The sequence below is a fragment of the Profundibacterium mesophilum KAUST100406-0324 genome (assembly GCF_009835145.1).
GTDB lineage: Bacteria > Pseudomonadota > Alphaproteobacteria > Rhodobacterales > Rhodobacteraceae > Profundibacterium > Profundibacterium mesophilum.
On the sequence record NZ_APKE01000014.1, the window covers coordinates 311,807 to 325,170 of the forward strand.

The following is a 13,364-nucleotide window of genomic DNA, read 5'->3' on the forward strand; positions in this document are numbered from 1 at the left end:
ACCGGCTCCCATGGTGGAACCTTGCAAGGGAGCCACGCGCTTGTCAGGCGGACGGAACCGCGCCACGGCATCGCCCTGCCGAGCTCTGTTTCGCACACGACCGCAATTCCGGAAGGCATAGGCTTGGAACTCGTCATCATCTTCATCGTCTGTGCCGCCATCGTGCTGCTGCCCGTCTGGCTGCGCTGGCGCTTCGTGTCGTTTCGCGGGCAGGCGGTGGATGAATACCAGGCGCTCGGACCGGAGCTCGATCCGCAGGTGCATCTTGCCGGGCCGCTCCTGTGCGAGGGGGTGATCTACGGGCCGACCGGACGCGTCACCTCCCGCTTCGTCGCGAAGATGATGGGGACATGGTCGGACGGGAAGGGCATCCTGACCGAGGATTTCGTCTATGACAGCGGCATCAAGCAGCGCCGGGAATGGCGGATCGAGCTCGACGGGCAGGCGATGCGTGCCGAGGCGGATGACGTGAAGGGACAAAGCCGGGGGTGGCTTGCCGGCCCCGCGCTGAGGATGCGCTACAAGATCGTGCTGCCGCCCGAGGATGGCGGGCATGTGCTCGACGCGGTGGACTGGATGTACCTTCTGGACAATGGCACCCTGGTCAACCGCAGCCAGTTCCGGAAGTTCGGCATCCTGGCGGCCGAGCTCGTGGCGACCATACGCAAGGACGAGACGGCATGAGGGACTGGGCATCGAAGCGCTACTGGATCGTCGGAGCCTCGGAGGGGCTGGGACGGGCGCTGTGCGAGCGGCTGAGCGCGGCGGGTGCGGAACTGGTACTCAGCGCGCGGAACGAGGAGCGGCTCGAGACACTGGCCGCCCGCCTGCCGGCGCCGGCGCGCGCGGTGCGTGTCGATGTCTCCGATTCGCGCGATGTCGCCCGCGCGGCCGGTGCCGCGGGCGAGATCGACGGTCTGGTCTATGCCGCCGGGGTCTACTGGCCGCAGGCGGCGCGTGACTGGACCCCCGAGGAGGTGACGGCGATGTGCGACATCAACTTCACCGGCGCCGCGCGGGTGCTGGGCGAGGTGGTGCCGGGCATGGTGGCGCGCGGGCACGGGCATGTCGTGCTGACCGGCTCGCTATCGGGGTTCAGGGGGCTTCCGGGCTCGATAGGCTACAGCGCGTCCAAGGCGGGGGTCATGCATCTCGCCGAATGCCTGAGGGCGGATCTGAACGGCACCGGGGTCGAGGTGCAGCTGGTCAATCCCGGCTTCGTGCGCACCCGGCTGACCGACAAGAATGATTTCAGGATGCCGATGATCATGGAGCCGGAGGCCGCCGCGCGCGAGATCTTCGAGCATATGTGCAGCGGCGGCTTTTCCAAGTCCTTCCCGCGCAGTTTCGGCGCGCTGTTCCAGCTCTCGCGCTTCGTTCCGGCGCCGCTCTACTACCGGCTCTTCGGTCGCGGCTGAGCATCGCCGGCGGCGCCGATGCCGCAATCGGGCCGTCATGGGGCGCAACGGGGCGTCCGCGATCGGCCGGGCGATACGAAAGTCTGCAGGGGCACCGTCCCGTCAAGACCTGACACGGTGCCACGGGGCGTTATGATGGCCCAAGGCACAGGGAGGTTGCGCCATGTCCGACACGATCAGGTTCACCCTCGATGGAAGCACGCTCGAGGCGCGCCCCGGCGAGACGATCTGGGAGGTGGCCAAGCGCAACGGCACCGTGATCCCGCACCTGTGCCACAAGGATGCGCCGGGCTATCGCTCGGACGGCAACTGCCGCGCCTGCATGGTCGAGATCGAGGGCGAGCGCGTCCTCGCCGCCTCCTGCATCCGCGCGCCCGCCGAGGGCATGGTGGTCTCCTCGCAGGGCCAGCGCGAGACACAGGCGCGCCGGATGGTGATGGAGATGCTCCTGGCCGATCAGCCCGAGCGCGCCGCCGCCCATGACCGCAGCTCGCACATGTGGGACATGGCCGAGATGCAGGGCGTCACCGAGAGCCGTTTTCCGACCATCGAGCCCGAGCGCATTCCGTTGCTCGATGACAGCCACATCGCGATGTCGGTCAATCTCGACGCCTGCATCCAGTGCGGGCTGTGCGTGCGGGCCTGCCGCGAGGTGCAGGTCAATGACGTGATCGGCATGGCGGGACGCGGGCACGACGCCTACCCGGTCTTCGACATCGACGATCCGATGGGCGCGAGCAGCTGCGTGGCCTGCGGCGAATGCGTGCAGGCCTGCCCGACGGGCGCCTTGATGCCCGCCTCGGTGCTCGACGAGGCGCAGGAGGGCGACAGCGCCGATTTCGACAGCGAGACGAAATCCATCTGCCCCTTCTGCGGAGTGGGCTGCCAGGTCTCGATCAAGGTCAAGGATGGCAAGGTGCGCAACGTGGACGGCATCAACGGGCCGTCCAACGAGGGAAGGCTTTGCGTCAAGGGCCGCTTCGGCTTCGATTACATCCATCACGGGCACCGGCTCACCAAGCCGCTGATCCGGCGCGAGGACGCGCCCGAGAAGGGGCTCAACGTCGATCCGGGCAACCCGCTGACCCATTTCCGCGAGGCCAGTTGGGACGAGGCGCTCGCCAAGGCGGCAGAGGGGCTCGTCGATCTGCGCAGCTATTACGGCGGCAAGACCGTGGCCGGCTTCGGCAGCGCCAAATGCACCAACGAGGAGGCCTACCTCTTCCAGAAGCTGATCCGGCAGGGCTTCCAGCACAACAACGTCGATCATTGCACACGCCTATGCCATGCCTCCTCGGTCGCCGCCCTGATGGAGAACGTGGGCTCTGGCGCCGTCACGGCGAGCTTCAACGAGATCGAGAATGCCGACGTGGCCATCGTCATCGGCGCCAACCCGACCGAGAACCATCCCGTCGCGGCGACCTTCTTCAAGCAGTTCGCCAAGCGGGGCGGCGATCTCATCATCATGGATCCGCGCGGCCAGGCGCTGGGCCGTCACGCCCGCTCGATGCTGCAATTCCGACCCGGCTCGGATGTCGCGATGCTCAACGCGATCATGAACGTGATCGTCGAGGAAAAGCTCTATGACAGGCAGTATGTCGAGGGCTTCACCGAAGGCTTCTTCGAGTTTCGCGAGCATATCCGCGCCTTCACCCCCGAGCGGATGGCCGAGCAATGCGGCATTGCGCCGGACATCCTGCGCGACGTGGCGCGCCGCTTCGCCGGTGCCCAGCGCGGCATGATCTTCTGGGGCATGGGGATCAGTCAGCACGTGCACGGCACCGACAATTCGCGCTGCCTGATCAGTCTCGCGCTGCTTTGCGGTCATGTCGGACGGCCCGGCACCGGGCTGCATCCGCTGCGCGGGCAGAACAACGTGCAAGGCGCCTCCGATGCCGGCCTGATCCCGCAGGTCATGCCGGATTACCAGAGCGTCACCGATCCCGAAGTGCGCGAGCTCTTCCGCCACATCTGGAAGGGCACGCAGATCAATGCGGCACCGGGCCTGACGGTGGTCGAGATCATCGACGCGATGTATCGCGGCGAGATCAAGGGCCTTTACGTGCTGGGCGAGAACCCCGCCATGTCCGACCCCGATGTCGAGCATGCGCGCGCCTCGCTCGCCAAGCTCGATCACCTTGTGGTGCAGGACATCTTCCTGACGGAAACGGCGATGTTCGCCGATGTCGTCCTGCCGGCCGCGGCCTTCCCCGAGAAGCGCGGCACCGTCACCAATACCAACCGGCAGGTGCAGATGGGCCGCCGCGCGGTGCAGGCGCCGGGCGAGGCGCGCGAGGACTGGCGGATCATCGTCGACCTGGCACGCCGGATCGGGCTCGACTGGGATTACGACGGGCCGCGGGGGGTCTTCGACGAGATGAAGATGTCGATGCGCTCGCTGCATCACATCACCTGGAAGCGGCTCGAGGCCGAGGATTCGGTGACCTATCCGTGCAGCGGCCCCGACGATCCGGGGCAATCGGTCGTCTTCGGCGACGGCTTCCCGCGCCGCGCGGGGCGCGCCAAGTTCACCCCGGCCCGCGTCACGCCCCCCGCGGAGCTGCCGGACGAGAATTTCCCGATGGTCCTGACCACGGGCCGGCAGCTGGAGCATTGGCATACCGGCTCGATGACCCGGCGGGCCAGCGTGCTCGACGCGGTCGAGCCGGAGGCGAACTGCTCGCTGCATCCCGACACGCTGCGCCGCATCGGGGTGGTGCCCGGCGGCATGATCCGCCTGACGACGCGGCGCGGGACGCTCACCGTCATGGCCCGCGCCGACCGCGCGGTGGCCGAGGACATGGTCTTCCTGCCCTTCGCCTATGTCGAGGCGGCGGCGAATATCCTGACGAACCCGGCGCTCGATCCCTTCGGCAAGATCCCCGAGTTCAAATATGCCGCCGTCAGGGTCGAAAAGGCCGAGGACACGCTCGCCGCCGAATGAGCGGCCCGCGCCGCCGGTGGCCCGATGCCGGTGCGTGCGGCCGGGAGACGGCGCGTGAAGCCGTCTATCCAGCATTAAAATATTGATAAAGCTTCGCGCCGATTCGAGAGTTTTCGCTAACATGGGGCAGAACCTGTCGCTTCTGGCAAAAGGCGTCGCGTCGTTCTGGGAAAATGTTGACCCGTTGAAAAAACTCGCCACGGTAGGGGCAAGGATCCGCGGAAAGCGGACACGGGGTCGGGGAGACCCGGCAAGGGAGGAACATTCGTGACAGAGACATTCGTCTCCATCCCCGCGCTTCTGGCGCGGAATGCGGTGCAGTATGCGGACAAGACCGCCTACCGCGAGAAGGAATTCGGCATCTGGCAAAGCTGGAGCTGGTCCGAAACCGCCGGGGAGATCGAGGCGCTCGCGCTCGGTCTGATCGATCTGGGATTGCAGCCCGGCGAGCATGTCGCGCTGCTGGGACGCAACCGCCCGGCGCTCTACTGGGCCATGGTCGCGGTGCAATGCGCCGGCGCGGTCCCGGTGCCGCTCTATCACGACGCCGCCGCCGAGGAGGTCGCCTACGCGCTTGATCACTGCGGCGCGGTCTTCGTCATCGCCGCCGACCAGGAGCAGGTCGACAAGGTCGCGGACATCGCCTCCGGGTTGCCCAGGCTACGCCAGACGGTCTATCTCGACGGGCGCGGTCTGCGCCGCTACGACCATACCGCCCTGACATCCTATGCCGACATCCAGGAACGCGGACGCGGGGCGAAGGACCGCCTCGGGGGCGAGTTGAAGTCGCGCCGCGACGCGCTGGGATATGACGATACCTGCGTGATGCTCTACACCTCCGGGACGACCGGGCGGCCCAAGGGCGTCGTGCTGAGCAATCGCAACATCGTCGAAAGCTCCCGCAATTCCGCCCAGTTCGACCGGCTCACCCGCGACGAGGAGGTGCTGGCCTACCTGCCGATCGCCTGGGTGGGGGATTTCATCTTCTCGATCGGGCAGGCCTACTGGACCGGCTTCTGCGTCAACTGTCCCGAGAGCCCCGAGACGATGATGACCGACCTGCGCGAGATCGGGCCGACCTATTACTTCGCGCCGCCGCGGGTCTTCGAGACGCAGCTGACCTCGGTGATGATCCGCATGGAGGATGCGACGTGGGGCAAGAAATGGCTCTTCGACCGCTGCATGGCGCTCGCGCGCAAGGTCGGGCCGGCGATCCTCGACGGACGGCCGGTCGGCATGGCGGACAAGCTGGCCTACAGGCTGGGCGAGCTGCTGATCTACGGCCCGCTGAAGAACACGCTCGGGCTGAGCCGGGTGCGTGTCGGCTATACCGCCGGCGAGGCGATCGGGCCGGAACTCTTCGATTTCTACCGCGGTCTTGGCATCAACCTCAAGCAGCTCTACGGCCAGACCGAGGCCAGCGTCTTCATCACCCAGCAGCCCGATAACGAGGTCCGTTCGGACACCGTGGGCGTGCCCTCTCCGGGGGTCGAGCTCAGGATCGACGATGGCGGCGAGGTTTATTACCGCTCCCCCGGCAGTTTCGTGGAATACTACAAGAATCCCGAGAGCACCGCCTCGACAAAGGATGCCGAGGGCTGGGTCGCGACGGGAGATGCCGGCTTCATCGAGGAGGAGAGCGGCCATCTGCGGATCATCGACCGCGCCAAGGATGTCGGAAAGCTGTCGGACGGGCGGATGTTCGCGCCCAAATACGTGGAGAACAAGCTCAAGTTCTATCCCAGCATCCTCGAGGCGGTGGTCTTCGGGGCAGGCCGAGACACCTGCTGCGCCTTTCTCAACATCGACCTGACAGCGGTGGGCAACTGGGCCGAGCGCAACAACATCGCCTACGGCTCCTACCAGGAGCTGAGCCAGCATCCACGGGTGCTCGAGGCGATGCGCGATCACGTGCGCGAGGTCAACGAGAGCGTCAGCGCCGACCCGATGCTGTCGGGGTGCCAGGTGAGCCGCTTTCTGGTGCTGCACAAGCAGCTCGATGCCGATGACGGCGAGTTGACGCGCACCCAGAAGGTGCGCCGCCGCATCATCGAGGAGAAATACGGCGACCTGATCGATGCGCTCTACGGGGGGCAGGACGAGATCAGCACCGAAACCGAGGTGACCTACGAGGACGGCCGGCGCGGCAAGATCAGGGCGAGGCTGAACATCCAGGATGCCGAGATCTTCCCCGCCGAGCAGCGGATCGCGGCGCAATGACGGGGCCGGGGATGAGCGCGGGCGCGCGAGGGAGGAGCGATGTGAGGGACAGTCTGGACCATGAGGTGACGGCCGATGGCCGCAAGATCGGCGGTGTCCTGATGGACATGCGCAGCATCACCCTGCGTTTCGGCGGCGTCGAAGCGATCAAGAATATCAGTTTCGACATCCGCGAAGGGGAGATCAGGGCGATCATCGGGCCCAACGGCGCCGGCAAGTCCTCGATGCTCAACGTGATCTCGGGTTTCTACGTCCCGCAGGAGGGCGAGGTCTGGTTCAGGGGATCGCGGCGGCCGCCGATGAAACCCTACCAGGTGGCGCGCCAGGGCATCGCGCGCACCTTCCAGAACATCGCGCTCTTCGAGGGGATGAGCGTGCTCGACAACGTGATGACCGGGCGCCTGACGCAGATGAAGACAGGCATGGCGGCGCAGGCGCTCTGGTGGGGCAAGGCCCAGCGCGAGGAGGTCGAGAACCGGGCCCGCGTCGAGCAGATCATCGACTTCCTGGAGATCCAGCATATCCGCAAGACCCCCGTGGGGCGGCTTCCCTACGGGCTGAAGAAGCGGGTGGAGCTGGCGCGCGCGCTGGCCGCCGATCCGATGCTGCTGCTGCTCGACGAGCCGATGGCGGGGATGAATGTGGAGGAGAAGGAGGACATGTCGCGCTTCATCCTCGACGTGAACGACGAGTTCGGCACCACCATCGCGCTGATCGAGCATGACATGGGGGTGGTGATGGATCTCAGCGACCGGGTGGTGGTGATGGATTACGGCCGCAAAATCGGCGATGGCACCCCCGCCGAGGTGCGCAGCAACCAGGATGTCATCGACGCCTATCTGGGGGTGTCCCATGACTGATGCGGCCAGCTTGCCCGCCCCGCACGCGTGGACCCTCGCGCGCGCCGGCACCCGCCATGCATTCGTGACAGGAGGCATCGATGCCTGACCAACTTCTCTTCGCGATCGAGGTGACGCTGAACGGGCTGATGGCGGGCGTGCTCTACGCGCTCGTGGCGCTCGGCTTCGTGCTGATCTTCAAGGCCAGCGGCATCTTCAACTATGCCCAAGGTGTCATGGCGCTCTTCGCCGCGCTCACTCTTGTCGGCATCATGGAGGGGCAGGTGCCGTTCGAGCACCTGATCAACGTGACATTCGGCACCGAGATCCACGGCTTCGGCTGGGAGGTGCCGGCCCTGCTGGCCATCCTGCTGACCATGGTGGTGATGGTGCTCTTTGCCTGGGCGGTGAACTGGATCGTGCTGCGCCATCTCGTGAACCAGGAGCCGATCATCCTCTTCATGGCAACCATCGGCCTTGCCTATTTCCTCGAGGGGCTCGGGGACATGATGTGGGGCTCCGACATCAAGACCCTCGACGTGGGGCTGCCGCAGGGGATCAACACCTGGATCGACGAGACGACCTTCAACGCGTTCGGCTACGGCTTCTTCATCGACAATCTCGACCTGGTGGCGACGTTGATCGCGATCCTGCTGGTCGCGGCCCTCGTGGCATTCTCGCAATACACCAAGCAGGGCCGGGCCTTGCGGGCGGTGGCGGACGATCACCAGGCGGCGCTTTCGGTGGGCATCTCGCTCAACTTCATCTGGGTGCTGACCTGGTCGATCGCCGGTTTCGTGGCGCTGGTCGCCGGGATCATGTGGGGCGCCAAGTCCGGCGTGCAGTTCAGTCTCTCGCTGATCGCGCTGAAGGCGCTTCCGGTGCTGATGCTGGGCGGCTTCACCTCGATCCCCGGGGCCATCGTCGGCGGGCTGATCATCGGGGTCGGGGAGAAACTCTTCGAGTTCCTGATCGGACCGCTGGTGGGCGGCGCGACGGAGAACTGGTTCGCCTACGTGCTGGCGCTGATCTTCCTGGTGTTCCGCCCGCAGGGGCTTTTCGGGGAGAAGATCATTGAGCGCGTCTGAGCGGGTAGCGGCCCCGCGGGGGCCGCGCGCCTCCGGCGGAGGTATTTTCGGCGAAGCTGAAGGGGCGGGCCGCGCGGCCGGATGGCGGAATGCGCGGAACGGACGGGCGGCGGTAACAGGAGGGCGGCACGATGCTCTATCGTGAGGCGGGCGATTTCAAGACGAGCTACGAGGCGGACGGACAGACCTTCCCCATCAGGCTCGACCGGCGCGGCTATTACGCGATCCTCGTGATGGCGCTGGCGGTGGTTCCGTTCGTGCTCAACGATTACTGGGTCAATGCGGTCTTCCTGCCGTTCCTGATCTACGCGATCGCGGCGCTCGGGCTGAATATCCTGACGGGCTATTGCGGGCAGGTCAGCCTCGGGACGGGCGGGTTCATGGCGGTGGGGGCCTACTCGGTCTACAAGCTGATGACGGCCTTCCCCGAGATCAGCATTGCGATCCACGTGGTTCTCGCCGGTCTGATTACTGCTTTGGTGGGGGTTCTTTTCGGATTGCCCTCGCTCAGGATCAAGGGCTTCTATCTCGCGGTCGCGACATTGGCGGCGCAGTTCTTCCTGGTCTGGCTCTTCAACCGGGTGCCGTGGTTCTACAACTACTCCGCCTCGGGCCAGATCAGCGCGCCGGAGCGCACGCTCCTGGGCTACCGGATCACCGGGCCGGAGACGCAGGCCTGGGCGGTCTATCTCTTCTGCCTCGTATTCCTCGTGGCCAGCGCCTGGATCGCGCGGAACCTCACGCGCGGCTCGGTGGGCCGCAAGTGGATGGCGATCCGCGACATGGACATCGCGGCCGAGATCATCGGGGTCAACCCGCTCACGGCCAAGTTGAGTGCCTTCGCGGTCTCGTCCTTCTTTGTCGGGATCAGCGGGGCGCTCTTCTTCGCGGTCTATCTGGGCGCGGTCGAGGTGGGGGAGGCCTTCGGGATCAACAAGTCCTTCCTGGTGCTCTTCATGATCATCATCGGCGGGCTCGGCAGCATCTTCGGCAGTTTCGCGGGCGCCGCCTTCATGGTCCTGATGCCGGTCTTCCTCAAGAACGTGCTGGTGGGCGGGCTTGGATGGCCGACCGATCTCGCGGCGCATCTGGAGTTCATGATCGTGGGCGCGCTGATCATCCTCTTCCTGGTGCTCGAGCCGCATGGGCTGGCACAGCTGTGGCGGATGACGAAGGAAAAATTGCGGTTGTGGCCCTTCCCGCATTGAGGGGGCGCCACGCAACGTGACGATCAAAGAAAAAACGGGAGGAGAACGACAATGAAACTCAAACTGGCGACCCTCGCCCTCGGCACGGCACTCGCGGCCGGACCGGCCATGGCGGAGCTGGTCTTTCCCTCGCTCAGCTATCGCACCGGGCCCTATGCCGCGAACGGCATTCCCTTCGCGGACGGCTATGCCGACTACCTGACGCTCGTGAACGAGCGCGATGGCGGTATCGGCGGCGAGAAGATCAACATGATCGAATGCGAGACCGGCTATAACACCGAGAAGGGCGTCGAGTGCTATGAAAGCACCAAGAGCCAGGGCGCTCTGGTCTACCAGCCGCTCTCGACCGGCATCACCTACCAGCTGATCCCGAAGGCGACCGCCGACGGCATCCCGATCCATTCGCTGGGCTATGGACGCACCTCGGCCAAGAACGGCAAGGTGTTCAGCCATGTCTTCAACTACCCGGCCAATTACTGGGACGGCGCGTCGATCGCGGTCAAGCACCTGCTCGACGAGAATGGCGGCGATCTGTCCAGCAAGACGATCGCGCTGATCTATCACAACTCCGCCTATGGCAAGGAGCCGATCCGCACGCTCGAAGAGCTGAGCGAGAAGCACAACTTCGACCTGACGCTGCTGCCGGTGGACCATCCCGGTCAGGAGCAGAAATCGCAATGGCTGCAGATCCGCCGCGAGAAGCCCGACTACGTCCTGATGTGGGGCTGGGGCGTGATGAACCAGGTGGCGATCCAGGAAGCGGCCAACATCCGCTACCCGATGGATCAGTTCATCGGCATCTGGTGGTCCGGCTCGGAGAATGACGTGAAGCCCGCCGGCAAGGCCGCCGATGGCTACAAGGCGCTCAATTTCCACGCGCCCGGCGACGATTTCGCGGTCTATGACGCGCTGGAGGAGCATGTCTGGTCCGCCGGCAAGGGCGCGGGCGCGGGCGACCAGAAGGGCACGGTGCTCTACAACCGCGGCCTTTATGCCGCGATGCTGGCCGTCGAGGCCGCCCGCAAGGCGCAGGAAATCCACGGCACCATGCAGATCGACGCCTCGATGATGCGCGACGGGCTTGAGCAGCTCAGCATGACCGAGGCGAAGATGGAGGAGCTCGGGCTCAAGGATTTCGGCCCCACTTTCGAGGCAAGCTGCGAGAACCATGGCGGATCGGGCAAGGCCGCGGTCAACCAGTGGGATGCCGAGAGCGGCACATGGGAAGTGATCACCGATTACATCCAGTCCGACCAGGAGGTGCTCGACGCGCTGATCGAAGAGGACAGCGCCGCCTACGCCGCCGAGAACAACATCGAGCAGAGCTGCTCGTAAGGGTGGCGGCCCGCCCCGTTTCGGGGGGCGGGCCATGACGGACGCGGCCCGCCCCTCGAAACCGGGCGGGTCGCGAAAAAGACCCCCGCATGCAAGAAGGAAACCCGATCATGCTCGACGCCGGACGCACCGAAGAGACATTGCTCGAGGTCAAGAATATCGAAGTGATCTACAATTCGGTCATCCTCGTGCTCAAGGGGGTCAGCCTGTCCGTGCCAAGGGGCGGTATCACGGCGCTACTGGGCGGCAACGGCGCTGGCAAGACGACCACGCTCAAGGCGATCTCCAACCTGCTGCGCTCGGAGCGCGGAATGGTCACGAAGGGCTCGATCCTGCATCGCGGCGAGCGGATCCAGGACCTCAACCCCTCCGACATGGTCAAGCGCGGGGTGGTGCAGGTGATGGAGGGGCGCCACTGCTTCGAGCATCTCACGGTCGAGGAGAACCTGCTGACGGGGGCCTACACGCGCAGCGATGGGCGCGCCAAGATCGATGCCGATCTGGAGATGGTCTATGCCTATTTCCCCCGCCTCAAGGAGCGCAGGCGCAGCCAGGCCGGCTATACTTCCGGCGGCGAGCAGCAGATGGTCGCGATCGGACGCGCGATGATGGCACGTCCCGAGACGATCCTGCTGGACGAGCCGTCGATGGGATTGGCACCGCAGCTGGTCGAGGAGATCTTCGGCATCGTCAAGAGCCTGAACGAGAACGAGGGGGTGAGCTTCCTGCTCGCCGAGCAGAACACCAATGTGGCGCTGCGTTTCGCCCATCACGGCTACATTCTGGAATCAGGGCGCGTGGTGATGGATGGCGCGGCTGCGGATCTACGCGAGAACCCCGACGTGAAGGAGTTCTACCTGGGAATGTCCGACGAGGGCCGCAAGAGTTTCCGCGACGTGCGCAGCTACCGGCGCCGCAAGCGCTGGCTGAGCTGAACGGCGCGCGGGCAGCCGCACCGGCGCTTTGAAACGCACCCCGGTTATCGGATAACATGGGCACGGATATTGCATGACCGGTCCGGCCGGGCCCAGATCGGCCCGCGCCCCGGTGGCGAGAGGATCGAGATCGCATGACAACCCAACGAGATGACGCCCCCTTCGACGCGCTGGAGCGCCGCACGCCGCGAGCCCGCGAGGCGGCCCTCGCCGAGGCGCTGCCGGCGCAGATCGCCCGTGCCGCCGCCCTTCCGGGCTATGCGAGCAGCCTGTCCGGGATCGCGCCCGAGCGGATCACCACACGCGCCGCGCTCGCCGCGCTGCCGGTGCTGCGCAAGTCGGCGCTGACCGAGGCGCAGGGGCCAGGGGCGCCGCTCGGCGGCTTTGCCGGCGCCGTCACCGACTTCACCCATCTCTTCCAGTCGCCCGGACCGATCTACGAGCCCGGCCGGATCGATGGCGATTGGTGGCGCGTGGGGCGTTTCCTGCATGCCTGCGGCATCGGGCCCGGCGACATCGTGCAGAATTGCTTCGGCTATCACCTCACCCCGGCGGGGATGATCTTCGAATCGGGCGCGCGGGCGGTCGGGGCGACCGTGATCCCCGCGGGAACCGGACAGACGGACCTTCAGGTGCGCGCCGCGCATGATCTCGGCAGCACCGCCTATGCCGGCACGCCCGACTACCTCAAGGTTCTGCTCGAGAAGGCGGACGAGATGGGGCTGAAACTGAAGATCTCGAAGGCGGCTGTGGGCGGCGGGGCACTCTTTCCTTCCTTGCGCGACTTCTACGAGGCGCGCGGGATCACCTGCCTGCAGAATTACGCGACCGCCGACCTGGGCAACATCGCCTATGAAAGCCCCGCGCAGGAGGGCTTGATCGTCGACGAGGGGGTGATCGTCGAGATCGTGACCCCCGGCACCGGCGATCCGGTGGCCCCCGGCGAGGTCGGAGAGGTGGTGGTGACGACCCTGACGCCGGACTACCCGCTGATCCGTTTCGCGACCGGCGATCTGTCGGCGCAGATGGAGGGGACGAGCCCGTGCGGGCGCAGCAACATGCGCATCAAGGGCTGGATGGGCCGTGCCGACCAGACCGCGAAGATCAAGGGCATGTTCGTGCGGCCCGAACAGGTCGCGCAATTCGTGGCGAGCGATCCGCGCATCGAGCGCGCCCGCGTCATCGTCACCCGCGCCGACGAGGCGGACCGGATGGAGGTCCGGATCGAGTGCCGCGAGGGCGATCCGTCGGAGTTCGAGCCGGCCCTGAAGGACGCGCTGAAGCTGCGTGGACGGATCGAGATCGTTGCACCCGGCAGCCTGCCGCGCGATGGCAAGGTCATCGACGATCAGCGCAGTTACGAGTAATACCAAGGAG

At 65.9% G+C, this 13,364-nt stretch carries 10 protein-coding genes; all 10 read left to right on the forward strand.

The genetic code is table 11. The features are described from left to right. The first annotated feature begins 123 nt into the window (after window positions 1-123). The 10 genes from PMES_RS06540 (at window position 124) to PMES_RS06585 (ending at window position 13,354) form a co-directional block, all read left to right on the forward strand. Complete coding sequence (locus PMES_RS06540) at window positions 124-684, forward strand: DUF3833 family protein (protein WP_159964707.1); 561 nt, start codon at window positions 124-126, stop codon at window positions 682-684. Continuing rightward, a complete protein-coding gene (locus PMES_RS06545) occupies window positions 681-1,418 on the forward strand; it encodes an SDR family NAD(P)-dependent oxidoreductase (RefSeq protein ID WP_159964708.1) in 738 nt (245 codons plus the stop codon). The genes PMES_RS06540 and PMES_RS06545 overlap by 4 nt, the downstream gene beginning before the upstream one ends. A 163-nt stretch (window positions 1,419-1,581) precedes the next feature. Next, complete coding sequence (gene fdhF / locus PMES_RS06550; protein WP_159964709.1) at window positions 1,582-4,362, forward strand: formate dehydrogenase subunit alpha; 2,781 nt, start codon at window positions 1,582-1,584, stop codon at window positions 4,360-4,362. A 267-nt stretch (window positions 4,363-4,629) separates the two neighbouring features. After that, on the forward strand, window positions 4,630-6,582 hold the full coding sequence (locus tag PMES_RS06555; RefSeq protein ID WP_159964710.1) for an AMP-binding protein: 1,953 nt from the start codon (window positions 4,630-4,632) through the stop codon (window positions 6,580-6,582). A 101-nt stretch (window positions 6,583-6,683) separates the two neighbouring features. Further along, a complete protein-coding gene (locus PMES_RS06560) occupies window positions 6,684-7,442 on the forward strand; it encodes an ABC transporter ATP-binding protein (RefSeq protein WP_438943228.1) in 759 nt (252 codons plus the stop codon). Between the two features lie 80 nt (window positions 7,443-7,522). After that, entirely contained in the window at window positions 7,523-8,509 is a 987-nt protein-coding gene (locus PMES_RS06565; protein WP_159964712.1) for a branched-chain amino acid ABC transporter permease, read from the forward strand. A 131-nt stretch (window positions 8,510-8,640) separates the two neighbouring features. Then, window positions 8,641-9,717, forward strand: a complete 1,077-nt coding sequence (locus PMES_RS06570; RefSeq protein WP_159964713.1) for a branched-chain amino acid ABC transporter permease — start codon at window positions 8,641-8,643, stop codon at window positions 9,715-9,717. A gap of 51 nt (window positions 9,718-9,768) precedes the next feature. Then, complete coding sequence (locus PMES_RS06575; protein ID WP_159964714.1) at window positions 9,769-11,052, forward strand: ABC transporter substrate-binding protein; 1,284 nt, start codon at window positions 9,769-9,771, stop codon at window positions 11,050-11,052. Window positions 11,053-11,162: 110 nt separating this feature from the next. Continuing rightward, window positions 11,163-11,987 carry an ABC transporter ATP-binding protein gene (locus PMES_RS06580; RefSeq protein ID WP_159964805.1) on the forward strand — a complete coding sequence of 275 codons (825 nt, stop codon included), beginning with the start codon at window positions 11,163-11,165 and terminating at the stop codon, window positions 11,985-11,987. Window positions 11,988-12,121: 134 nt separating this feature from the next. Beyond that, complete coding sequence (locus PMES_RS06585) at window positions 12,122-13,354, forward strand: phenylacetate--CoA ligase family protein (protein WP_159964715.1); 1,233 nt, start codon at window positions 12,122-12,124, stop codon at window positions 13,352-13,354. Window positions 13,355-13,364: the final 10 nt, after the last annotated feature.

Excerpts from the sequence above, each read along its gene's own strand:
- PMES_RS06545 (WP_159964708.1), top strand. The coding sequence starts at position 681 with ATGAGGGACTGGGCATCGAAGCGCTACTGGATCGTCGGAGCCTCGGAG.
- PMES_RS06560 (WP_438943228.1), top strand. The coding sequence starts at position 6,684 with ATGGACATGCGCAGCATCACCCTGCGTTTCGGCGGCGTCGAAGCGATC.
- PMES_RS06570 (WP_159964713.1), top strand. The coding sequence starts at position 8,641 with ATGCTCTATCGTGAGGCGGGCGATTTCAAGACGAGCTACGAGGCGGAC.
- PMES_RS06575 (WP_159964714.1), top strand. The coding sequence starts at position 9,769 with ATGAAACTCAAACTGGCGACCCTCGCCCTCGGCACGGCACTCGCGGCC.
- PMES_RS06580 (WP_159964805.1), top strand. The coding sequence starts at position 11,163 with ATGCTCGACGCCGGACGCACCGAAGAGACATTGCTCGAGGTCAAGAAT.
- PMES_RS06565 (WP_159964712.1), top strand. The coding sequence starts at position 7,523 with ATGCCTGACCAACTTCTCTTCGCGATCGAGGTGACGCTGAACGGGCTG.
- PMES_RS06585 (WP_159964715.1), top strand. The coding sequence starts at position 12,122 with ATGACAACCCAACGAGATGACGCCCCCTTCGACGCGCTGGAGCGCCGC.
- fdhF (WP_159964709.1), top strand. The coding sequence starts at position 1,582 with ATGTCCGACACGATCAGGTTCACCCTCGATGGAAGCACGCTCGAGGCG.